The sequence below is a fragment of the Sporolactobacillus pectinivorans genome (assembly GCF_002802965.1).
Classification (GTDB): Bacteria; Bacillota; Bacilli; order Bacillales; family Sporolactobacillaceae; genus Sporolactobacillus; species Sporolactobacillus pectinivorans.
This window is the reverse complement of the sequence record NZ_NXGA01000001.1, coordinates 3,099,978-3,123,451: the sequence shown is the minus strand read 5'-3', so window position 1 is coordinate 3,123,451 and position 23,474 is coordinate 3,099,978. Positions and strand designations below refer to the sequence as shown.

The 23,474-nt window shown below is 46.9% G+C and carries 18 protein-coding genes and 1 riboswitch; of the genes, 15 read left to right on the top strand and 3 right to left on the bottom strand.

The window, feature by feature from the left end; genetic code table 11:
* Positions 1–594: 594 nt before the first annotated feature.
* Together COP04_RS15340 and COP04_RS15335 are read left to right on the top strand one after the other, a co-directional pair.
* Positions 595–1,902, top strand: coding sequence for a VTT domain-containing protein (locus COP04_RS15340; protein WP_100488815.1), 1,308 nt, complete (start codon positions 595–597; stop codon positions 1,900–1,902).
* Positions 1,903–1,930: 28 nt separating this feature from the next.
* Positions 1,931–2,398 (top strand): glutathione peroxidase, encoded by a 468-nt coding sequence (locus tag COP04_RS15335; protein WP_100488814.1) that lies wholly within the window; start codon positions 1,931–1,933, stop codon positions 2,396–2,398.
* A 207-nt stretch (positions 2,399–2,605) separates the two neighbouring features.
* On the opposite strand, the gene sspI is transcribed toward COP04_RS15335, so the two are convergent.
* Positions 2,606–2,809, bottom strand: a complete 204-nt coding sequence (sspI, locus tag COP04_RS15330; RefSeq protein ID WP_100488813.1) for a small acid-soluble spore protein SspI — start codon at positions 2,807–2,809, stop codon at positions 2,606–2,608.
* Positions 2,810–2,923: 114 nt separating this feature from the next.
* Between sspI and COP04_RS15325 the strand changes: the two genes are divergently transcribed.
* The 13 genes from COP04_RS15325 (at position 2,924) to COP04_RS15265 (ending at position 20,563) form a co-directional block, all read left to right on the top strand.
* Complete coding sequence (locus tag COP04_RS15325) at positions 2,924–3,688, top strand: TrmH family RNA methyltransferase (RefSeq protein WP_100489719.1); 765 nt, start codon at positions 2,924–2,926, stop codon at positions 3,686–3,688.
* Between the two features lie 422 nt (positions 3,689–4,110).
* Positions 4,111–5,145, top strand: a complete 1,035-nt coding sequence (pheS, locus tag COP04_RS15320; protein WP_100489718.1) for a phenylalanine--tRNA ligase subunit alpha — start codon at positions 4,111–4,113, stop codon at positions 5,143–5,145.
* A gap of 17 nt (positions 5,146–5,162) precedes the next feature.
* The gene (pheT, locus tag COP04_RS15315) at positions 5,163–7,574 is read left to right on the top strand and encodes a phenylalanine--tRNA ligase subunit beta (RefSeq protein WP_100488812.1); all 2,412 of its coding nucleotides are present in this window, start codon (positions 5,163–5,165) and stop codon (positions 7,572–7,574) included.
* Between the two features lie 569 nt (positions 7,575–8,143).
* Complete coding sequence (locus COP04_RS15310; protein ID WP_239984898.1) at positions 8,144–8,692, top strand: CvpA family protein; 549 nt, start codon at positions 8,144–8,146, stop codon at positions 8,690–8,692.
* Positions 8,693–8,743: 51 nt separating this feature from the next.
* Entirely contained in the window at positions 8,744–10,459 is a 1,716-nt protein-coding gene (gene polX / locus COP04_RS15305; RefSeq protein WP_100488811.1) for a DNA polymerase/3'-5' exonuclease PolX, read from the top strand.
* A gap of 128 nt (positions 10,460–10,587) precedes the next feature.
* A complete protein-coding gene (locus COP04_RS15300) occupies positions 10,588–12,942 on the top strand; it encodes an endonuclease MutS2 (RefSeq protein WP_100488809.1) in 2,355 nt (784 codons plus the stop codon).
* 97 nt (positions 12,943–13,039) lie between these two features.
* The gene (gene trxA / locus COP04_RS15295; RefSeq protein WP_100488807.1) at positions 13,040–13,357 is read left to right on the top strand and encodes a thioredoxin; all 318 of its coding nucleotides are present in this window, start codon (positions 13,040–13,042) and stop codon (positions 13,355–13,357) included.
* A 351-nt stretch (positions 13,358–13,708) separates the two neighbouring features.
* Positions 13,709–15,490 carry an excinuclease ABC subunit UvrC gene (gene uvrC / locus COP04_RS15290; protein WP_100488805.1) on the top strand — a complete coding sequence of 594 codons (1,782 nt, stop codon included), beginning with the start codon at positions 13,709–13,711 and terminating at the stop codon, positions 15,488–15,490.
* A gap of 62 nt (positions 15,491–15,552) precedes the next feature.
* Positions 15,553–15,732, top strand: a riboswitch (Lysine riboswitch).
* A 177-nt stretch (positions 15,733–15,909) separates the two neighbouring features.
* Positions 15,910–17,142, top strand: coding sequence for an aspartate kinase (locus tag COP04_RS15285; RefSeq protein WP_100488804.1), 1,233 nt, complete (start codon positions 15,910–15,912; stop codon positions 17,140–17,142).
* 250 nt (positions 17,143–17,392) lie between these two features.
* The gene (locus tag COP04_RS15280; RefSeq protein ID WP_100488802.1) at positions 17,393–18,019 is read left to right on the top strand and encodes a TetR/AcrR family transcriptional regulator; all 627 of its coding nucleotides are present in this window, start codon (positions 17,393–17,395) and stop codon (positions 18,017–18,019) included.
* Positions 18,020–18,040: 21 nt separating this feature from the next.
* Complete coding sequence (locus COP04_RS15275; protein ID WP_100488801.1) at positions 18,041–18,922, top strand: ABC transporter ATP-binding protein; 882 nt, start codon at positions 18,041–18,043, stop codon at positions 18,920–18,922.
* Between the two features lie 5 nt (positions 18,923–18,927).
* Entirely contained in the window at positions 18,928–19,731 is an 804-nt protein-coding gene (locus tag COP04_RS15270; protein ID WP_100488800.1) for an ABC transporter permease subunit, read from the top strand.
* Positions 19,732–19,768: 37 nt separating this feature from the next.
* Entirely contained in the window at positions 19,769–20,563 is a 795-nt protein-coding gene (locus tag COP04_RS15265) for an ABC transporter permease subunit (RefSeq protein WP_100488799.1), read from the top strand.
* Positions 20,564–20,716: 153 nt separating this feature from the next.
* On the opposite strand, the gene COP04_RS15260 is transcribed toward COP04_RS15265, so the two are convergent.
* Positions 20,717–22,660 carry an ABC transporter permease gene (locus COP04_RS15260; protein WP_162297113.1) on the bottom strand — a complete coding sequence of 648 codons (1,944 nt, stop codon included), beginning with the start codon at positions 22,658–22,660 and terminating at the stop codon, positions 20,717–20,719.
* Complete coding sequence (locus COP04_RS15255) at positions 22,647–23,414, bottom strand: ABC transporter ATP-binding protein (protein ID WP_100488796.1); 768 nt, start codon at positions 23,412–23,414, stop codon at positions 22,647–22,649. Before COP04_RS15255 ends, COP04_RS15260 begins: the two co-directional genes overlap by 14 nt.
* Positions 23,415–23,474: the final 60 nt, after the last annotated feature.

The window sequence follows — 23,474 nt, the reverse complement described above, 5'->3', positions numbered from 1 at the left end:
TGGTCCCAAAAATACGGTATTTATGAAAACTTGTTAAGCGCGTTGTTTACCAAACTCCGTAATGAGGAAAACTTCAAATCACGTGTCGAACCAAAAGGTTTCCGTAAATTTCTGCCGGTCATGCAGGGGACACAAAAAGGTGATAGCTTCTTCTATGTAACGTATATCCAGCAATACGGTAATGCAAGTATACTGACGCTGAATATCCGCCGCCCGATGATCCTCTCCATGCGCCGATGAACCATCAACAATTTCTGAGGTTTGAACTGGAAATTGAAGGATATGACTGCTGTTCCGACTCAGGTTCAGGCAGCGGCGGAACGTTCAATATGGACTATATTATATCACCCCCGCTGCCGGATAATTATCCGGAATTGGAACTAACCTTTAGAGAATATGAGCAACTGCCTGAAAGAAGGTCAACGGGCAATAAAGTAATGATCCATCTCGAAAAGGCGAAGTAATACAGAGCGGGCACTTATAATGAAATGTGTATTTCACGTTTTGCAGTCATTTCTACAATATCCGTCACGAAGTTTATTCTGTTTCTCTTTTTAAAATCAACTGTCTGTCTTGTCGCGGAGGGAGACCTTTATGAGCGGAATGATCCATTTATTAAATGAATACGGGTACATCACTCTTTTTTTATCATTAATGTTAGAACTTATTCTCATCCCCATCCCGAATGAGGCACTTTTGAGCTATGTGGGCGTCCTGTCATTTCACGGGAAGCTGAATATCGTTTTTTGCCTTCTTGCTGCAGAGGCAGGGGCAATTTGTGGTGTCACGATTTCTTATTGGATCGGCTATAAGCTTGGTGCACCCTTCTTCCGAAAATTCGGCCATTATATACATATGGGACCGGAAAAATTGGATAGACTGTCAAAATGGTATGAGCACTACGGGAAAGTGCTGTTAATCTTTTCATACTTTATCCCGGGCATACGTCATGTAGCAAGTATTATTTCCGGTGTTATCCGCCTTCCCTTTCGATATTTCAGTATTTTTTCTTATATAGGCGTGTTTCTCTGGACAGGGACCTTTATTTCGCTTGGCTATTTGCTTGGGCCCGAGTGGGATAAATATCAGGGCATCATTAAAAAATGGCTGGTACTGGCCTGCATTGTCATCGGTGTTTTAGTTCTTTGTTATATTGTTTTCAAAGCGAATAAAAAGTATATTAAAGAATCCGCGCTGCTTTTGTTTCAGTCCGTTTTTAAACGATACAAAAGCTTCGTGAAAATAAAATTGTTTATTTTTTTGATCCTGGTTTTGTTTGTCTCCCTTTTTACTTTAATGGTTGGTATGATTCAGGATTTCTTAAGCGATGAATTTGATCCGTTTGACACCGTTTCCAGAACAATCATTTTTTCACTTTTCAATTCTAATTGGCGGGGAATTATGAGCGCCTTCCTTTTCTTTTCTTCGTGGGCCGCTTTTGTCGCAATTGGCTTGATCACTGTCGCTGTTATTCTGGTCAACAATACAAACAAGTGGCTTGAAATGCTTTTTCTGGCTCTTACTCTGAGTGGAAGTTTTCTCTTTTCGGGCGCGATCCACTGGCTGTTTCGTTTTATGTTAAGTGGAAAGTATATCGTCTCAGACTTTCCCAATGAACAATCTTTGATCTTAATTGTTTTTTATGGCCTTCTTCTGATGATGTTAATCCGTCACCAGAAAAATTATTTTTCGGGCGCGGTGCTGTTTTTTGTGTTTCTCTCTTTCTTGCTGGCGTATTCTGTTTGTGGCGTTTATATCGCTCACATTAATCCAAGCGACTTAATGGCGGGATACGTTTTCGGAGCAGTTTGGATCAGCGGGATGATTTTATCTCTTGAACTATTCCGTCTTGTGTCCCTGATTAAGGAAAATCTGAAAAATAGTATCGTTAAAAATAATTAAAGTTCAAACAGGAAATGAGGTAAAAATCATGTCCATTTACGATTACACGTTTGAAAGACTGACCGGAAATGAAACGGAGTCAATAAGCAACTATCAGGGAAAAGTTTTACTTATTGTCAATACTGCCAGCAAATGTGGGTTCACTCCGCAATATGAGGGACTTGAATCTCTTTATGAGAGGTACAAGGATCAAGGTTTCAGTGTCTTGGGATTTCCAAGCGACAGTTTTCTTAAACAGGAATTTGCCGACAGTGAAAAAACGGCGGAGTTCTGTAAAATAAATTACGGCGTCACTTTTCCACTCTTTAAAAAGAGCAAAATGAAAGGGAAAGAAATGAATCCTTTATTTAAGGAACTTCTTGAATTGTCCGGTGAGAAAAAGATCACCTGGAATTTCAACAAATTCCTTGTCAATCGTCAGGGGGATCGCTTTAAGTACTTTGGTTCCAGGGTTGAGCCCGAGGATCTTGACAAAGAAATATCGGCGCTTTTGTAATGTTCATACTAAAAATGATGCTACCAGTAACTGATGATAATCAGCAAACGAGAGCTGCGTACCAAAAGTGAGTGGGCGATATCTACTTTGTCTCAGGCCGACGGAATCAACACAAAAGTGAAAAGAATCGACAGAACTGGTGCAAGAATCAGCACAACCCGGGAAAAATCAACTAATAAAAAAAATCGGGGGTCCGCCCCGATTTTTTTAAACACCTTGCTCCAGCCGTGTCAGCATCTGATCGCGGAATGAGGGGTCCGATTTGTTCCAAATCACTTCCATCAGTACGCCGAGTCCCGGGAGCATTTTTTCTTCGCCGTCCTTTATGGCGTCGACGATCGTTTCCTGAAGCTGGGTTTTGCTGTTGCCGGACAGGTTATGCAGCACCGCACGGCGGATGTCCAGATCCATAGTGAGTCATGCCCCTTTCTTTAAGCAATGTATTCAGGCAATATGGTATAGTATGGATTAAAAGCAACGGTTTATGTGCTGGACAGGACAAAGGGGTTCTTTTTTTTGAGACGAATGGTATCGATGCAGAATGAAAAAGTTAAGTTGTGGAAAAAGTTAAAAATCAGAAAGTGGCGGGAAAAGGAACAAACCTATCTCCTCGAAGGGCCGCATCTCGTACAGGAGGCGGTATTTTCTGCACGCCATTTGCTGTCCGCTGTTCTGATTGATGAGGCGTTCCATCTTCCAGCGGACTGGCTGCTTGACGATGTGGAAGTTTATCAGGTGACACATAAAATTTTTACCGAACTGTCACAGACGGAAACACCGCAGGGAATCATTGGCGTCTGCAAGATGGTCCAGCCGTCGGTGACGATTCATCAGGGCCGTTATCTGCTGATTGACGGTGTGCAGGATCCGGGCAACCTCGGTACTTTGATCCGGACGGCGGATGCTTTCGGGCTGGACGCCGTCTTTTTAGGTGAAGGCTGCGTTGATGGATATAATGGAAAAACACTGCGTTCGGCTCAGGGTTCCCACTTTCATCTTCCCGTGATTCACCGCAGCCTGTTTGACGTAGTAGCGGAAATGAAGAAACATCGTATTCCTGTCTTTGGTTCATCCCTTCAGGGAGAAAACATGAAAAAAAATGCCGGTGGAAAGAAAGATTTCGCTCTCATTGTCGGCAATGAGGGCAATGGTGCGCAGCCGGAACTGTTGGCGGAAACGGATGAAGAAATTAAAATACCGATGGCCGGGCGTGCGGAATCGATGAACGTTGCTGTGGCGGCGGGCATCCTGTTGTACTGGCTGAGTGCGGAAGGGCTTGCAACTGAATGATAAAATGCTTATACTAAAAAGTACCGACTGGAAAAGAATTTCCACAGGATTGGGTGGCTCCGACGTTGTGCACAGGATTTGCACGTTTTAGTCGAAGCTCGTCTTACTATTCTGGATTTTATCGAACTTAGACTAAAAGCTGAGATGGGGAGCAGTACTTTTATACCGCCGCTAAGGGAGAATGCGTCATCGACTGGAAGCGCATTTGCGGGAAGGGTAAAAGGAATTCACTCCGGAGCTGCCGCTTGAACGCTGATTTCAGCCTAGAGGGCGCCGGCCGACCGCCGTTAAACGGTTTTGAGTGGGCATTTGTTCTTACATTGTCAACAAGGGTGGTACCGCGACGCTTCGTCCCTTTTCAGGGACGGGGCGTTTTTTGATGTTCGAAAATCAGATCAACAGAAGGGTTGGAACAGAAGATGCTGAAGGAAAAGCTGCTGGAACTGCGGGAGAAGGCTTTGGAAAATGTGAAGTCCGCGGACGATCTGAAAAAGCTGCAGGACATCCGCGTGAATTTTCTCGGCAAAAAAGGACCGATTACGGAAGTTCTGAAAGGCATGGGCAAGCTGACCAAGGAGGAGCGCCCTGTCATCGGCCAGCTGGCGAATGATGTCAGAAACGTGATTGGAACCTTGATTGAAGAGAAGAAGGCCGAGATTGAGGCCAGATTGCTCGAAAGGAAGCTGGCAAGCGACAAAATTGATGTCACGCTTCCGGGAAGAAAGGTGCAGACGGGCAGTCACCATTTGCTCGCATCGGTGATTCGCGAAGTGGAGGATCTTTTTATTGGACTTGGCTTCTCAGTTGCTGAAGGACCTGAAGTGGAAGAAGACTATTACGCCTTTGAAGCGCTGAATCTTCCAAAAGATCATCCGGCCCGCGATATGCAGGACTCTTTTTACATCACGGATGAAATTCTGCTCCGGCCCCATACTTCGCCGATGCAGGCGAGAACGCTCGAAGCTCACAAGGGGAAGGGGCCAGTTAAAATTATTTGTCCCGGAAAAGTTTATCGACGTGACAATGACGACGCGACGCACTCGCATCAGTTTATGCAGATTGAAGGTCTCTGCGTGGACAAGAATGTTAGACTGAGCGATTTGAAGGGCGTTTTGACGGTTTTTGCCAGGCACATGTTTGGCGCCGAACGTGAAATCCGCCTGCGGCCCAGCTTCTTCCCCTTTACGGAACCGTCCGTAGAAATGGATATTTCCTGCTTCAGGTGCGGCGGGCATGGATGTTCCGTTTGCAAGGGCACGGGATGGATTGAAATTCTGGGTGCCGGTATGGTGCATCCGAATGTGCTGCGCATGTCCGGTTTTGATCCGGCTGTCTATACCGGATTTGCTTTCGGCATGGGACCTGAGCGGATTGCAATGCTCAAGTACGGCATTGAGGACATCCGACATTTCTATACAGATGATATCCGTTTCCTGAAACAATTCGATCGGGCATAAGAGGGGAGAATCATAACATGCTGGTTTCTTATAAATGGTTAAAAGACTATGTAGACTTGGAAGGAGTAACGCCTGAAGAACTTGCGAATCGGATCACGAATTCCGGGATTGAAGTGGAGCACCTGACATACCCTGGCGAAGGGCTGAAGGGCATCGTGATCGGAAAAGTTTTGACGTGTGAGCCGCATCCCGAATCAGATCACCTGCATTTGTGCCAAGTTGATCTCGGATCGGAAACCGTGCAGATTGTCTGCGGGGCACCGAACGTTGCGGCCGGCCAGAAGGTTCCTGTTGCAACAAATGGTGCCAGGATTGCCGGCAATGTCAAAATCAGGCGCTCAAATTTCCGCGGCGAGGAATCGAACGGCATGATTTGCGCGCTGAGTGAGCTGGGTGTAGATAAAACTCTTGCACCGTATGCTGACGGAATTTACGTGTTCGACGATGATGTTCCGATCGGCGCGGACGCGCTCCCGTACCTGAATCTGGACGACGCGATTCTTGATCTCGACATACTGGTCAACAGTGCGCATTGCATGAACATGATCGGCGTCGCCTATGAAGTGGCTGCCCTTTTAAACCGTCCTGTGCGCATTCCTGTACCGGATCCAAAAGAAACAGATGAAGCCGCTGCGGAAAAAGTCAGTGTTTCTGTCGAAGCTGCAGAGAAAGTGCCGTATTACGGCGCCCGGTTGATTGAGGGAATCAGGATTGCCCCGTCGCCCCGCTGGATGCAGCTGCGCCTGATAGCAGCCGGTGTCCGGCCGATCAGCAATGTGGTTGATATTTCCAACTACGTAATGCTTGAGTATGGCCAGCCGCTCCACACTTTTGACTTTGACGCGTTCGGATCGAACCGTGTGCTTGTCCGGTTTGCCGGAAAGAATGAAACCATGAAGACGCTGGACGATCAGGAACGGAAACTGACGCCTGAAGATATTGTCATAACGAACGGCAAAGAAGCGGCCGCAGTTGCCGGCGTGATGGGCGGAGAAAGTTCGGAAGTTACAGGCTCAACGAGTAAAGTACTGCTTGAATCAGCGGTTTTTGATCCGATATCAATCCGGAAAACCGCGGCACGTCTGCAAATGAGGACAGATGCCAGCAGCCGCTACGAGAAGGGACTCGACCGCAATCGAGTGGCGCTGGCCTCCGACAGGGCCGCGGAGCTGCTGACTCAATATGCCTCCGCCCATGTCCTAAAAGGAATCGTGGAACAGGGCGAACGGACAGTGCCTGAATCAGTGATAGAAATGCCATGGCAGAAGATAAATCAGGTACTGGGTACGGATCTTTCTCTTGGCGTAATCAGCGGAACGCTCGCGCGTCTTGGCTTTGATGCAGAAGCTGACGGTGAAATCATCCGGGTTAAAGTTCCTACCCGGCGATTCGATGTATCAATTCCAGAAGATCTTGTCGAAGAGGTCGGGCGTATTTATGGGTATAATCACATCGCGGCGACTTTGCCGGAAGGCGCCGCAATCCATGCGGCACTGACCCCTTATCAGAATTTAAGGAGACGGACGGAGGAACTGATGGAAAGCGCTGGCCTTTACCAGGTGTATACCTATTCATTGACTACAGACGAGCATGCAACAGCTTATGCGGTCCATCCGTCTGCTGAAAAGCCAACCAAAGTGATCTGGCCGATGAGTGAAGAGCATGCGGTTCTCCGCCAGAGCATCGTGCGTCAGCTGATCGATGTTGTGAAATATCATCTGCACCGTCAGATGCCGGATGTCGCTTTGTACGAAATCGGTAAAGTGTTCATTCCCAATGCAGGCAGCGCGCGTCCGGACGAAGAGGAGCACCTTGCAGGAGCGATTACGGGAAGCCGTGCCGAGAGAAACTGGGAAGGTGAGGCACTCCCTGTTGATTTCTATACGGCTAAAGGAGTCATTGAAAAGCTGTTTGATTCGTTGGCACTGGCCGAACGAATTGCTTACCAACCCGCCAGGCGGGAGGGAATGCATCCGGGACAGACGGCCGACATCCTGCTCGATGGCAAGGTGATCGGCTACCTCGGTGCGCTTCATCCATCGGTTCAGAAAGAGGCGGACCTGAATGAAACGTTTGTTTTCGAAGTGGCCATTGAACCGCTGCTGCGCGGCGAACAGCCGGAAATCGACTACACCGGGCTTCCACGCTTTCCGTCGACTGCACGGGACATTGCTCTCGTTGTAAAACGTTCTGTTCCGGCGGCGGATCTCTATCAGGTGATCCGAAAAAATGGCGGCCCTTTGCTTCAGTCAGTCAAACTGTTTGACGTGTATGAAGGTGATCACGTCGCCGAGAATGAGAAATCGATGGCGTTCTCGCTTACTTATTTCGATCCGGAACGCACACTGACAGATAATGAAGTCAACACGGTTCACGAAAAAATTCTCAAAGCCTGCGAGCAGGAATGTGGCGCAGAATTGCGTGGCTGATACAAATGAAATCGAAGAAACCGGTGTGAGCAATGGGGGCGCACCGGTTTCTTTTCATGCTAAAATATAAATTTTAGCGGATTATAAGTAGCCGGACAGGCATTGGATCTTAGACTAAGAACATGCACGGTCCTGTGCACAACGTCAGAGTCACCGCATCCTGCGGCAGTACGTCCTCTGGCATATTCGGGCTGGCCATCCATGGCCGTCACAACTAAGGCTCAGCCTGCGCCAGAGGCTGAGCCTTGCCCGGTTTTTCTTAAAAATTTGAGTCAAGCAGGCGAAACTGGACGAAACTGTTGGTAACTTTGCGAACGGGAGATCAGGCAACAAAAGGAAAAAGTGATTGGCACCCCAATCTTTCTGAGAAAAAACGAATATAGTGTCACAGAAGCTGCTCGCTCTTCTATATTTGGAGTGTTTTTGATATGATAAAATCACATAGGGTTGAAGCTTGTCTTTTTCCCTTGATTTATTACTGCGCCAAAGGTTAAGAATGGATAGCTAATGTGACGCTTTTCGAATGTTCCACAAGAACTATGTCAATTAAAGAAAGATGGGATCAATCGATGCTGTTTAATATAATTATTTTAGTTTTACTTGCTTGGGGTTTTTTTATCGGATTTAAGCGGGGTCTTGTCCTGCAGCTTGTCCATCTGGCCGGATTTGTCGTTGCCTACATTGTAGCGTTCATGTACTATAAGCAGCTGACTCCGGTAGTCAAGCTCTGGGTGCCCTTCCCGACATCGGCTGCACAAAGCGGCACGTTCAGCTTTCTGGGCAATATGAACCTGCAGTCGGCTTATTATCAGGCAATTGCTTTCCTGATGCTGTTTATCGCAACCAAGATTGTGCTGGCGATTTTCGGACACATGCTTGATTTTCTCGCGGAGCTGCCTTTGATCCGTTCAGTGAATCATTTGACAGGCGGGCTGTTCGGCTTCGCGGAATTTTATCTGGTGATCTTTATTCTGCTCTATGTTGGGGCACTGACGCCGATCAGCGGGCTTCAGTCCTCCATTAACAGTTCATCTTTGGCTCAATCGATTATCGGGAGTACGCCGGTATTTTCAAAAATGCTGCATAATATGTGGATGGCCTTGATTTTCGTCCGCTGACAGTTGCTTTGATAAAATCTCTCTCCTTTCAACTGGAAAAGAGTGATCTAAGTGAATAAAAAACAGATTATTGACCAATTGGACCGGATTGCCCTTTATTTGGAAATCCGCGGTGACAATCCCTTTAAAATTGCCGCGTACCGCCGCGCCGGACAGGCGTTGGAAACGGATCAGCGTTCGGTGGCAGGCATTGACGACTTCAGTAAAATTAAAGGCATCGGCCGCGGAACGGCGGATGTTATCAAAGATTTGATGTTGACCGGCGAATCTGCTGTGCTGCGCGATCTGCAGAAAGAGATTCCACCCGATTTGCTTGAGCTTGTGAAAATCCCCGGGCTTGGCGGGAAGAAAATCGGCAAACTGTACCAGGCACTGAATGTGACTGATCTGGCGGCGCTGCGGGAAGCATGCGAAGGGGAGCAGGTCCGCGCGCTCCCGGGTTTCGGCGAAAAGACGGAAGAAAAATTATTGGATGCAGTTAAAAAAATAAATCAGCGTCCAAGCGAACTTTCTATTGCTTACATGGTTGGTCTGGCTGAAAAAATCGAAGCGGCTCTGCGCTCGGATCAGGATATCAGACATTTTTCACGCGCCGGGAGCCTCCGTCGGGCAAAAGAAAAGATGAAAGACTTGGATTTCGTCATCGAGACAGACGATCCGGAACAAACGGCAAATCAGATTGTTGAGCTTCTGCCCATATATGAAATAACCGGGCGGGGCGATGCAAAAATGACGGTAGTGCTCAATGACCCCTATCATGTTTCTGTCGACTTTCGTTTTTCAACAGCTGAAGCTTTTGTGACCACATTGCATCATTTCACTGGTTCTAAAGAGCACAACATATTGATTCGCCATCTGGCAAAAGAGCGCGGCGAAAAAATCAGTGAATACGGGATCGAATCGGAAAATGAACCGGTCCAGACTTTTTCGAGCGAGGCCGATCTATACCACCACTTCGGGCTCAGTGAGATTCCTCCGGAGGTGCGGGAAGGTGCAAGTGAAATTGAAAGGGCTGAATCCGGTCCGCTGGGGCTGATACGGCTGGAGGATATTAAGGGCGACCTGCACATGCACTCGACCTGGAGCGATGGATCGTATACGGTTCAGGAAATGGCAGACGCGATGAGGGCGAAAGGATATGCCTACGCGTGCCTGACCGACCACTCAAAGTCACTGAGGGTCGCCACTGGTCTTTCCGAGGAGCGGCTGCTGAAACAGCTCGAGGAAGTGGCGCGCGTGAATGCCCTTTATGAGGATTTTACACTTTTTTCCGGGGTGGAAATGGACATACTTCCGGACGGTTCGCTTGATTATTCGGATGAAATTTTGAAATGTCTGGATTTTGTTATTGCGTCGATCCATTCTTCTTTTTCACAGAGCAAGAACCAGATCATGAAACGTCTGGAAAACGCGTGCAGAAATCCTTACGTGCGGCTGATCGCCCATCCGACCGGACGGCTGCTTGGCAAACGGAGCAGCTATGCGATAGACGTCGAGGGCCTGATCCGGCTGGCCAAAGAAACTGGAACGGCGCTTGAGCTGAACAGCAATCGCAATCGTCTTGACCTTTCCTCTGAATGGGTTTGCAAGGCCCAGGAGGCCGGGGTCAGAATCGCCATTGATACTGACAGCCACTCCAAGAAAATGATTGAGGACATGGCGCTTGGCGTGCAAACGGCAGTGCGCGGCTGGATCCGTCCGGGAACTGTGCTGAATACAATGACTGCGGAACAGTTTGCCGCTTTTTTACACTGTAAGAAAATATAAAATTTAGTGGATTTAGTGAGGTCAACTAAGGCTCAGCCTGCCCAGGGTTGGTTTCGCCCAAGTTTTCCTTATAAAGAAAAGAAACCGGTTTAATCCGGCGCTTATTCTCAATGAGGGAGATGTACCTTTTGAACGAACATGCTTTAAAAGCATTGGAATATAAAAAGATCAAGCAGCAGCTAATGGATTACACTGCGTCATCGCTTGGTAAAAGCCGGATCGGACAGCTGCAGCCATCCGGCGATCTGGAAGAAGTCAGAAAGCTGCAGGAAGAAACAGATGAAGGAGCAACGGTACTTCGATTGAAGGGATCAGTGCCCTTCGGCGGCATCACGGATGTCAGGCCCGGCCTGAAACGATCAAAAATCGGCAGCATCCTCCAGGCGAAGGAACTGATTGATATTGCCGATACGATACGCGGTGTACGGCTGATCAAGTCGTTTATTCTTGATTTGGCGGAAGATGAGGAACTTGAGCTGCCGATCCTGGCCGGTCTTGTGGAAGGAATGGAGGTTCCCGGCGGCCTGGAACGGAAAATCCGCAGTGCAGTCGACGATCAGGGCGGTGTGATGGATTCGGCGAGCACTGCCTTGCGGCACATCCGCGGACAGATCCGCACATTTGACAGCCGGGTGAAACAGAAATTGGAAAACATTGTTCATTCAAACGGGAAGATGCTGTCGGAAGCGATCATCACGATCCGCAACGACAGACAGGTTATCCCGGTAAAACAGGAATACCGCACATCTTTCGGGGGGATTGTGCACGATCAGTCGGCATCCGGTGCGACGCTGTTCATTGAACCGCAGGCGATTGTCGACCTGAATAACCAGTTGAGTGAAGCCCGGGCCAAAGAGCGGCATGAAGTTGAACGGATTCTGCGTGTTCTGTCTCAAGAAACCGCCGAATATGCTGACGAGCTTCTTGAATCGGTCGAAGGACTGGCACAGCTCGATTTTATTTTTGCCAAGGCATCTTACGGACACCAAATGAAAGCTTCCAGGCCAAAGTTAAATGATCAGGGGATTATTCGGCTCAAAAAAGCGCGCCATCCGCTAATCAGCCTTGAGCGGGTTGTACCGATTGATGTCATTTTTGATGAACATACCCATGCGCTGATCATTACCGGTCCGAATACCGGCGGCAAGACGGTTTCACTGAAGACGACGGGTCTGATTACGTTAATGGCTCAGTCCGGTCTGCAAATTCCTGCAGAAGAGGAATCCGAAGTCAGTGTTTTTAAAAAGATTTTTGCCGATATCGGGGATGAACAATCAATTGAGCAAAGTCTCAGTACCTTTTCGTCACACATGACCAACATCATCGGCATCCTCAAAGAAGTCGATTTTCAGAGCCTTGTGCTGTTTGACGAACTGGGAGCCGGCACCGACCCTCAGGAAGGCGCAGCACTGTCGATTGCCATTCTGGACGCTGTATATGGCTGTGGGGCGACAATTATCTGTACGACACACTACAGTGAACTGAAGGCGTATGCGTACGAGCGGAACGGCGTGATGAATGCCAGCGTTGAATTCGATGTGGAAACACTCAGCCCGACATATCGGCTGTTGCTCGGCGTGCCGGGACGAAGCAACGCATTTGAAATTTCGAAAAAGTTAGGTCTCCCCACTGATATCATTGATGGAGCAAGGCTTCAGATCAGCCGTGAAACAAATCAGATTGATAAAATGATTGCTTCACTCGAAAAAAACCGTAAGGCTGCGGAGGTTGAGGAAGAGAACGCTCGTAGGCTGAAACTTGATGCTGAGGAAAAGGAAGCTGCTCTTACAAAGAAACTGAACGATCTGGAGCGCAATAAGGAACTAATTCTCAAACAGGCGAAAGAAAAAGCGGAGCGCGCGGTTAAAGAGGCCCGGCGGGAAGCAGAAGAAATTATTGATGAACTGCGCAGTTACAAAAATCGCGGTCAGGTTAAGGAACATCAGCTGATTGATGCAAAAACCAAACTTTCACATGCGCTGGATGCATTGGATCAGCCGGACAGGCAGGCTGCGCCGGCGGCCCCGGTAAAACACGAACTCGCAGGATTCGCAGTTGGCGACCATGTTAAAATGATCAGTTTTGGCCAGGAAGGCTATATCGTTGAGAAGATCAGTAATCATGAATATCTGGTTCAGGCAGGCATTCTGAAAATGAATGTTGCCGAAAATGACCTGAAGAAAGTGAGAGAGGAGAAAAAAGTGCGTCCTGTCGTCAATGTTCGCACGTCTGGAGTGACGGTGAAACCGGAACTCGATCTGCGTGGTGAACGCTATGAGGACGCCATGCTCAAGGTTGAAAAATATCTTGATGAAGCGATGCTCGCCGGCTTTCCACGGGTCTCAATCATTCATGGTAAAGGAACCGGTGCACTGCGGAACGGGGTTTCCAAACTAATTGAGCGCCATCCGCGTGTGAAAAGTTCGCGGCTTGGCAGCCAGGGTGAAGGCGGCAGCGGTGTCACGGTTGTCGACTTTAAGTGAAAAGATGTTCGTAAGCAGGTTAATGGATTATCTGAACTGGAGATGCTATACTTTGTGACATGAAGCATAATGAATCAATTGAGGAGGTTTATACACAATGGCAATCAATCAGGTAAACGATACAAATTTTGCGGATGAAACATCAAAGGGACTTGTTCTCACCGACTTTTGGGCGACATGGTGCGGGCCATGCAAAATGATGGCTCCTGTTCTCGAAGAAGTGGATTCAGAATTAGCAGATAATCTTAAAATTGTTAAGCTGGACGTTGATGAAAATCAGGCGACAGCCAGCAAATACGGTGTCATGAGCATTCCGACGATGTTTCTGTTCAAAGACGGCGAAGTTGTTGATAAGATCGTTGGCTTCACACCGAAAGAAGCTCTGGTAGACCGGATCAAAGAGCACGTCGGCTGATCCGGTTGTTCCTAGTTAAAAATCTTTACCCGGAGGGGCTGCCTTTTTGGCAGTCCCTTTTTTCTTACCGTTTGTTTAAATGATCGGAAATGGAAGCGACACAGGAGCGTATCAGAACTCAGAAGAATATATCGGAACTCACGCCAATTTATCAGAACTCAGAGGAATATATCGGAACTCACGCCAATTTATCGGAACTCAGAAGAATATATCGGAACTTGCAGATGCTGCGATCAGATTTCTTTTCAATCTTAGCAGTTGAATGTTCCTAAAATCTTTATAATAATAAAAAGAGATAGTTTGTTCGCAGTCGCGGCAAGCCTGATTTTTTATTAGAGGATGAGTAAAAATATGGTGAGTCAGAAAATTAGAGAAAAACTTAGTTTACTCCCGAAACAGCCGGGTTGTTATCAAATGAAGAACAGCCAAGGGCAGATTATTTATGTCGGCAAAGCAAAAAATCTGTTCAACCGCGTTCATTCATATTTCAGCGGATCCCACGATGCGAAGACGCAGCGCCTTGTTGCGGATATAGCCGATTTTGAATATATCGTTGTTTCATCAGAAATCGAATCGCTGCTTCTTGAAATCAATCTGATTAAAAAGTATGAACCAAGATATAACATCATGCTGAAGGATGACAAAAGTTATCCCTATATCAAACTTACTTCAGAAAAGTATCCGCGGCTGATCATCACACGGAAAGTTAATCGAAGGAGCGGCAAATATTTTGGACCGTATCCGAACGTGACGGCGGCGAATGAAACAAAACGGCTGCTTGATCGGCTTTATCCGCTGCGTAAATGCCACACGCTGCCTAATCGTGTCTGCCTTTATTATCATATCGGCCAGTGTCTGGCCCCCTGTGTCAACGACATTCCAGCCGAGACCTATCAGAACATGGCAGAGGATATCACCCATTTTCTGAACGGTGGCTATCAGGATGTCAAAAAGATTCTGAAGGAAAAAATGCTGAATGAAGCGGAACAGCTCCATTTCGAGAAGGCAAAAGAGTTCCGTGACCAGATCCAGCACATTGAAACGGTTATGGAGAAGCAGAAAATCGTCTTCAATGATCTGGATGATCGCGATGTTTTCGGCTATGCCTTTGACAAGGGATGGATGTGTGTTCAGGTTTTCTTCATGCGCCAGGGAAAACTGATCGAGCGGGCGGCTTCCATGTTCCCGTTCTATCAGGAACCGGAAGAAGATTTTCTGACATTTATCGGACAGTTCTATTCACACCAGAATCATATTAAACCAAAGGAAGTTCTAATTCCGGATCATGTCGATCAGCAGCTTATCGAACAGATGCTTGGCATCTCGGTCCTCCAGCCGCAGCGTGGCCGGAAAAAAGATCTCGTCAATATGGCGATCAAAAACGGGCAGATTGCGCTCAAGGAAAAGTTCGCATTGATTGAACGGGACGAGAAACGAACGGTAGGCGCCGTGGAACAGCTGGGAGAAGCTCTGGATATGCTCGCACCGCGCCGAATCGAGACATTCGATAACTCAAATATTCAGGGCGCGGATCCTGTATCGGCGATGGTGGTGTTTGAAGACGGGCGTCCGAAGAAAAGCGACTATCGCAAATACCGGGTGAAAACAGTAAGTGGGCCGGATGACTATGCGACGATGAAGGAAGTGGTTCGCAGACGTTACTCCAGACTGCTTAAGGAAGGAGCCGTCCTGCCCGATCTGATTCTGATCGACGGTGGCAAGGGTCAGTTGTCCGCCGCCATTGATGTTCTGGAAAATGAATTCGGACTTTATATTCCGGTCTGCGGTCTGGCGAAAGATGATAAGCATCGGACGGCCCAGCTGGTGGCCGGAGATCCGCCGTCATTTGTTCCGTTGGCGAGAAACAGCCAGGCTTTTTATCTGCTGCAGCGGATACAGGATGAGGTGCACCGCTTTGCCATTACTTTTCACAGACAGGTACACCAGAAGGAAATGCTTCACTCGGTTCTCGACGATATACCAGGCATTGGCGCGCAGAGAAAGCAGGCGCTGCTCAGAAACTTTGGTTCAATTAAAAAAATCAGGGAAGCGAGCAGTGAAATGCTGAGAGAAGCAGGATTGCCACAGAAAATCGCTGAGACCGTTAAGAAATATTTGGACAATCCAACCTGAAAAGTGTTGTCTCTTAATCACAGTTCTGCTATAATTCACATAACTTAATTTTTTCAAATATCTGAAGTGATAGAGGAGCAGTCTTCATGAGTAGGCCGCGCGAGAAGGATGAGATTCACTGACCGCGGATTAAAGGGGACACTGCCGAAGTAGGAAATGTTTCATCACGTTTCCGGGCTGGATCTGCATTGAACAAGTGTAGGGCTGTCACACGAGCGAAAGTGTGGAGAACTATCTCAGCATGCTGAAAAAGATTGTCTGTTCAACAGCGGGGAGATGCTCGCTGTTCTTTTTATCACTGAAGGGAAAAAAGCAAAGGTGTAGGCTCTTTCAAAGATCGTCCCGCAGATGGTACAGAGAGGATGGGGAAGAGCAGCGGTATTTATTTGCCGTTCATAATCTAAAGGAGCGAGTGAAGAGTGGCTTTAACAGTGATGAAGTTTGGTGGAACATCGGTGGCAACGGTTGAACGACTGCAGAGGGTAGCGGAAAGAATTATTAAAAAGAAAACGGCTGGCGACCAGATTATTGTCGTTGTGTCGGCAATGGGCAAAACAACGGATTCACTGGTGAGCATGGCGGGAGAAATTTCGGACCGGCCGTCGAAACGTGAGATGGATGTGCTCCTTTCTACCGGTGAACAGGTGACTATTGCCCTTCTGGCCATGGTGCTGATTGAACGCGGCTATGATGCGATCTCGTATACGGGCTGGCAGGCGGGGATCAAGACGGAAGATGTCCATGAAAGCGCAAGAATCAGCTCTATTGACACCTCATTGATCCGTCCGCAGCTGAAAAAAGGAACGATAGTGATTGTTGCGGGCTTTCAGGGTGTGACTAACGCCGGAGAAATCACGACGCTCGGGCGGGGCGGTTCGGACACATCGGCCGTTGCGCTGGCCGCTGCTTTCGGTGCGGCTAGGTGTGAAATTTACACAGATGTGACTGGCGTTTTCACGACTGATCCGCGCTACGTAAGCAAGGCGAGAAAGCTTAAAGAAATCAGTTACGATGAAATGCTTGAAATGGCTTATCTGGGTGCGGGTGTACTCCACCCGCGCGCTGTCGAATACGCTAAGAACAGCCACATCGAACTGGTTGTCTGCTCCTCATTCTCTGAAGAAGAGGGAACGGTGATTAAGGAGGAAGTATCAATGGAGACGACTAAAACAGTCAGAGGACTTGCTTTTGAAAAAAATGTAACTAAGATAACACTGCTCGGACTGCCGAATAATGTTAGTGCAGTATCGCGTGTCTTTGATGCAATCGCTGCCAAACACATCAATATTGATGTCATTGTCCAGAATGTACTGGATGAAGCAAAGACGAGCCTGTCCTTTACAGTTGACCGGGATCTGCAGAATGAAACGCTGGATGTTCTGCGCACGCAGGAAAAGGATCTTGAGTTCCACCAGTTGATTTTTGAATCAGAACTGGCCAAAGTATCGATTGTCGGCTCCGGCATGGCTTCCAATCCTGGTGTCGCTGCACAGATGTTCCACGCATTGGCTGAGAACGGCATTAAAGTTAAAATGATCAGTACATCGGAGATCAAAGTTTCAACAATTATCGATGAAGAAAACTTGCTCGAAGCACTTGAAACACTGCATACGACCTTTCATCTCGCTGAAGAGGAATCAATCAGCCTTTAAAATTGAACGGAATAAATAATTAAGGCCAAGGCCCCAAGGGTGTGTGATCCCTTGAGGCCTTTTTTGAATTATGTGGAAAAATAAGATGGAAACCGCGAAATACCAAGCGTGTTTAAATAGATCTCGTCTGGTCGAAAAAAAAGCCGCAGCCTGGCTGAATTTTCCAATCTAAATCTAAAAAATATTGACCGAATCGGTTTATGGGAATATACTTATCTTGTAAACCGATTCGGTCAATGCAAACTGTGAGGTGATTTTATTGAATAAGTTTATGAGTTTGCCCTTAGAGAAACAAAATGCGATTGTCGATGGAGCGCTGATATCCTTTGGCACGAACGGTTATAAAAAAACATCCGTGAGTGATATCGCCGCAGCCGCCGGAATCTCAAAAGCGATGGTTTTTCATTACTTTGGTACAAAAAAGGCACTGTATTTATATTTGATCGAGCTGAGCGGGACTACTTTCATGGATGAAATAAGTAAAAAGCTCGATAAAAGTGTCACTGATTTCTTTGACAGAATCAGGCTCGCTGGTGACATTAAACTTGCGGTGATACAACAACACCCGGGAATGCTCTCTTTTTTCAAAAATATGCTTCATGAGAACGATAGTGAAGTCAGGCAGGATATCCGCAATCTTCTTGCCGATTTGAATGTCGTGAAATTCCAGGAAAATGTCGTTTTTGAAGACATGGATACTTCAAAATTCAAAGACGGTGTTGATCTGAAACTGATCGTCAAAATGCTGACGTGGATGTCCGAAGGGTATTTCACTGATATAACGGGCAATGCGGATGCGGACTTAGAGGCTATAGATGTTTTTTATAAAGAATTCCTTGACTGCCTGACTTTGCTTAAACAAGTCTGTTATAAATGATCATCCGGGAGGGGACCACTCATGAACGTCATTGAAATTAAAAATCTCACAAAACAGTTTGGCAAGGCGAGAGGCATTATTAATGTGAATTTAAATGTCGAACAGGGTGAAATATTCGGCTTTATCGGGCCGAACGGAGCAGGAAAATCAACGACGATCCGGACACTGCTGGGGCTGATTCACCCGACGAACGGAAGTGCAACCATTTTTGGAAAAAGCTGCTTTGATCATCCCGAAGTGAGGCAAGAATTAGGCTATCTGCCTTCAGAAGTTTTCTATTATGATAACATGAGGGTGATCGATCTCCTCAAATATTCTGCCAGTTTTTATAAAAAGGATTGTACAAAACGGATCCATGAACTGGCGGAAGCTATGAATCTTGATCTGAAAAAGAAAATAAACGACCTGTCGTATGGCAATAAGAAGAAGGTCGGCATCGTGCAGGGACTGCTTCATGAACCTAAACTGATCATTCTTGATGAACCGACTGGTGGTCTCGATCCTCTGATGCAGCAGAAATTTTTTGAACTTATCAGAGAGGAAAATCAGAAAGGCGCGACCATTTTCTTTTCTTCTCATATTCTCACTGAAGTTCAGAAAATGTGCGATCGCGTTGCTTTCATCAAGGAAGGAAGAATCATCAAACTTGAAAAAATTAGCACTCTGCAGGAGAACAATTACAAGAGGATCAGTATTGAGGCAAGATCCGGGATCAGTTCCGAGGATTTTCAACTTGACGGTGTGAGCGACTTCAAAGTCAAAGAAAATACAGCAAAGTTCATCTATAAAGGCAACGTCAATACAATTATTCAAAAAGTTGCCCGGATGGACCTTCTGAACATATCTATTGAAGAGCCTGACCTTGAGGAAATTTTCATGCATTATTACGAAAAGGAGGGCTGATCAACATGAATATGTACCTTCACGAACTGAAATCACTGAGGAAATCAACCATCGTGTGGACGATCGTCATCATTGCACTGGCGGCACTTTACCTATCTGTTTATCCGGGTATGGTCAAAGATGCGGAGGGCTTTAAAAAATTGCTCGGCAACTACCCGGCACCAGTGAGAGCCATGCTTGGCATTAATCTTAACTATATTACATCAATCGTTGGGTTTTATTCGATGATTTTTTCTTTTATTACACTGTGCGGGGCCATTCAGTCTATGAATCTCGGTGTTTCCATTCTCTCGAAAGAATCGAGGGAACGGACGGCAGATTTTCTTCTGGTTAAGCCGGTGTCGCGTCCGGCGATCGTCACGGCAAAACTTCTGGCTTCGCTGACGATGATCCTTGCACTGGACATCGTCTTTTACGCCGCTTTGTCCATTATGGTTCACTTCATAAATACGGGCAGTTTCGATGAGAAGATTTTCTTCCTGATCAATTTAACGCTGCTTTTTCTCCAATTCATGTTCTTTGCGATTGGTTTGGTTATTTCTGTGTTGTTCAGTAAACTTAAGTCTGTGCTTCCGATCTCTCTCGGTGTCGTACTCGGTTTCTACATGATCGGTGCACTGATTTCGACTGGAAAAAATGATGATGCGGCCAGATACCTCTCGCCCTTCAATTACTTTAATGTCACGAATATCATTAAAAACGCAAATTATGAAGCTTCATATCTGATTACCGGAGCAGTCATTGTTATCGCGCCTATCGTGGCAAGCTATATCATTTATTCCCGAAAGGATATCCATGCCGTGAGCTGAATGGCTTACGGGACTGACTTAACGAGGAGGCATGATGATGAATATCTTTCTGAGAGAACTGAAGGCTAACCGTAAAGCCTTGATCATCTGGAGTGTCTGCATGTTTCTGGGAGTATTAAGCGGCATGAGCAAATATACAACTTATTCCTCCGGCGGTGCAGCAAGCCAGGCATTGACCGAATTGCCTCATTCGATGAGGGCGCTGTTCGGAATGGGGTCGTTCAATGTCTCAACCATGAGCGGTTTTTTCGCATTCCTGTTCTCTTATATTGTACTTGCAGCTGCCATACATGCTGCATTGCTGGGAAGTAGCATTATCGCAAAAGAAGAGCGCGATAAAACTTCGGAGTTCCTGATGGTTAAACCTGTTTCACGGACAGCAGTGATTACCTCAAAACTTCTTGCAGCACTGGTGAACATCGTTGTCATTAATGTTGTGACGCTGCTTTCCTCATTCTTTCTGGTTGCCGCTTATAATAAGGGAAAAGATATTTTCGGTGAAATAGCCGTGTTCCTTCTGACAATGTTTATTGTTCAGTTAATCTTCCTGTCACTGGGAGCCTTGCTTTCGGCCTTTATGAAGAACCCGAAAGCTTCAGGATCTCTGGCCACCTCGATTCTGCTCGGTTCGTATGTAATCTCTAAAATCACGGATCTGGCGAATCATCTCGATTTTCTGAATATACTCTCGCCCTTCAAATACTTCAGTTACACGGACATTGTGAACGGGGACGGACTCAGCCTGGTTGTTGTGATCCTCACTCTTTTGCTTATTGCTGCTTTTTCTGTATCAACGTACTTTTTTTATCGGAAAAGGGACCTGAATGTTTGATAGAAAACTTGCGGCAGTGTCACTGATCTTTTATCGAATCACCAAAAAGGCACCCGAATCCGAGTGCCTTTTTGGTGTATGAGAATGAGTTTTAACGTAACTGACGAGAAGTCTTTCCCTTCTCTAAGGACTGAACGCTAAGTAGAGGGTCGTTCACTGGCTTTCCAAATTTACAATTCTCGTATATGAGTGAATGGTAAAGAAGTAGTAGCCGAGATAAATCAAGGTGTAGGCGAGCATGCATACCCCAACCGGCATCAGAAGGCTCTGGTCCAGCATCTTCGACAGCGCGGTGAGGGCTACGATGCTGTGAACAATTCCAAGAACAAGCGGCAGGGCGAAGACAAAGCCGACCTGTTTGGCAACGGCTTCCTGGATTTCCTTCCTTGTTACACCAATTTTTCGGAGTATGCCATATTGCGCCTTCTCCTGTTCTGCTTCCGTCAGCTGTTTGAAGTAGATAATGCTGCCGGTGGCAAGCAGGAAAACAAGCGCGAGGAAGGCGCCCAGAAACATCACCAGTCCGTATGCAGACATCATTCCATGATACGAGTCGTAATAGCTTCCGATTGAAAAAGTAGCGGACATAATTAAAGGATTTAATTTCGCAGACAATTGCGCCGTCAGCGGACCGGAATGACCGGGATCGGTTATATTGATCTGGGTTACGGTGAGCGGATGGTTACGCTGCTCCAGTTGATTGAACTGGGCATCGGAAACGACAATGGTAAAATTGGCAAACGGGCTGTTCAGAACGCTGTAGGGTCTGTAACCGATAAAATGAAGCGTTGTATTTTGTCCTGTTGTCGTATGAATGCTTCCGGTCTTTCCTTGAAAATCTGGCGAAAATTGGTTGCTGTAATATCTGTCCAGTATAAGAGCGTCACTGGAATTGAGTCTGGCAGGGTCTTTTAATCCTATAATCTTCTCAAGTTCATTGAATGAAGACTTGGAAATAAGTGTCAGGAACTGGGGAGAGATAGGCGATTTGAATCCGTTCAGTCTGCCTGTGACCGGGATCATGCGCACCGCTGTTTGATTCAAAATCCGATGACGGCCTTCAGCTTTAACCACTTGTTCAAAAGTGTTATCCGCTTTGGTCTGATCCCCTTTTTGAGCCATGTAAGCGTAGCTGAACGGCTTGGATTCTTTTGTGTATTTTCCGGTTTCATAATAGAGGCTGAAGCTTGTTCCGACGGCACAAAGCGTGACGGCACTCAGCGTCGCAATCACAGTCAGCACTCGTGCATTCCCCCGGATGCGATAGAAAAGCTGAGCGGTGCTGATCATATTCATTCCCCGGTAATAGTGCGTTTTACGCTTTTTGGACTTCTTTAGAAAATAGACGGTCAGTGAACGGAACAACAAAAAGGTCCCGGTAATGATGCAAAATAAAATAATCAGGGCGACCGGAAGAAGGCCGAGATGCCAAAGCCTTGAATTCAGGCTCTGCAGTGCCATCCAGTAACCGCCTGCAATCAGCAACACAGCCAGTAACGCCTGAATCGCAGACACTTTAGGCGCTTTCTCTCCTTCCTTTTCTGCATGAAACAAATCGATTAGTTGGAACCGATAAATCAGCCGATAGCCATCCAGAGAAGTCAGCAAGATAATCAGAAGAAAAACAGCGGTCGTTTCCAGGACCGCTTGCGAAGAAATCGAAAAACGGACATGGACTGCCGCGTCCATCAGTTTCATCAGGATCATGACAAAAAACTTGGACAGCAGCATGCCGATCAGCATACCGATTAATAGTGACAGCAGCCCTAGAATCAGATTTTCATAAAAAAGCATCCGGCCGATCTGTTTCTTTCGCAGACCGAGCAGGGCGTAAAGCCCGACTTCCCTTTTTCGCTGCTTGGTAAAGAAACTGTTCGAATACCATATAAAAATCGATACGAAGATAATCAGGACAATCGAAGCCGCTTTAAATGATGTATCGATTTTGACTGAGGATGCCTGCGCCACCTGATGATTAAACTGGATGGAGACGAAGGTGAAGAAAATCATTACGCTGAAAATCATCGAAGCGAAATAAAGAAAATAGCGGTAAAAGTTGCGTGACATATTGCGGCGGGCGAGATTAAATAATGTCACTTTGCCCACCCCCCAGTGCGGAAAGGACATCGAGGATTTTCTGAAAATAAACTTTGCGCGTCAGATCGCCCCGATCCAGCTCCGTAAAAATTTCACCATCCTTAATAAATAAAATCCGGTGGCAATAGCTGGCAGAGAAGGCATCATGTGTGACCATCAGGATTGTCGCGTTTTCTTCCACGTTCATCTGCGCCATCATCTGCAGCAGCGCAGTCGCCGATTTCGAATCCAGCGCGCCCGTCGGTTCATCGGCAAAAATCAGATCGGGGCTTATGATCATCGCTCTTGCTGCAGCAGTGCGCTGTTTTTGTCCTCCGGAAATTTCGTAAGGAAACTTGTTTAATATCTCCTCCAGGCCGAGTTTTGCAGCGATGCGCTGCACACGGCTGACAATTTCAGTTGCATTGGCTTTTGCCAAAACAAGAGGGAGCGCAATATTCTCTTCGACGGACAGGGTGTCCAGCAAATTGTAATCCTGAAAAATAAAACCGAGCCGTTTTCTACGGAAAGTAGCGAGATCCTGTTCGTTCATTTGGACAATGTCTGCACCGTTAATCGTTACGCTTCCTGATGTCGGCCTGTCGATCGTTGACAACGCATTTAACAACGTGGTCTTCCCGGAACCCGATGGTCCCATAATGCCGATAAATTCGCCTTTAACAATTGTCAGATCAATGCTTCGGATCGCCGTATAGGTGTTGCCCTTCCGTCCATAAATTTTCTGAATCCCCTTTGCTTCTAACAGTTCACTCATAAATTAAGAACCCCCGTTTCTATTCATTGCGGCGGCCAGGACGGCCTAGTGCCGAACATG

Coding starts and splice junctions, on each gene's coding strand:
- COP04_RS15340 (WP_100488815.1), top strand. CDS start 595: ATGAGCGGAATGATCCATTTATTAAATGAATACGGGTACATCACTCTT.
- COP04_RS15335 (WP_100488814.1), top strand. CDS start 1,931: ATGTCCATTTACGATTACACGTTTGAAAGACTGACCGGAAATGAAACG.
- sspI (WP_100488813.1), bottom strand. CDS start 2,809: ATGGATCTGGACATCCGCCGTGCGGTGCTGCATAACCTGTCCGGCAAC.
- COP04_RS15325 (WP_100489719.1), top strand. CDS start 2,924: ATGGTATCGATGCAGAATGAAAAAGTTAAGTTGTGGAAAAAGTTAAAA.
- pheT (WP_100488812.1), top strand. CDS start 5,163: ATGCTGGTTTCTTATAAATGGTTAAAAGACTATGTAGACTTGGAAGGA.
- COP04_RS15310 (WP_239984898.1), top strand. CDS start 8,144: ATGCTGTTTAATATAATTATTTTAGTTTTACTTGCTTGGGGTTTTTTT.
- trxA (WP_100488807.1), top strand. CDS start 13,040: ATGGCAATCAATCAGGTAAACGATACAAATTTTGCGGATGAAACATCA.
- uvrC (WP_100488805.1), top strand. CDS start 13,709: ATGGTGAGTCAGAAAATTAGAGAAAAACTTAGTTTACTCCCGAAACAG.
- COP04_RS15275 (WP_100488801.1), top strand. CDS start 18,041: ATGAACGTCATTGAAATTAAAAATCTCACAAAACAGTTTGGCAAGGCG.
- COP04_RS15270 (WP_100488800.1), top strand. CDS start 18,928: ATGAATATGTACCTTCACGAACTGAAATCACTGAGGAAATCAACCATC.
- COP04_RS15265 (WP_100488799.1), top strand. CDS start 19,769: ATGAATATCTTTCTGAGAGAACTGAAGGCTAACCGTAAAGCCTTGATC.
- COP04_RS15255 (WP_100488796.1), bottom strand. CDS start 23,414: ATGAGTGAACTGTTAGAAGCAAAGGGGATTCAGAAAATTTATGGACGG.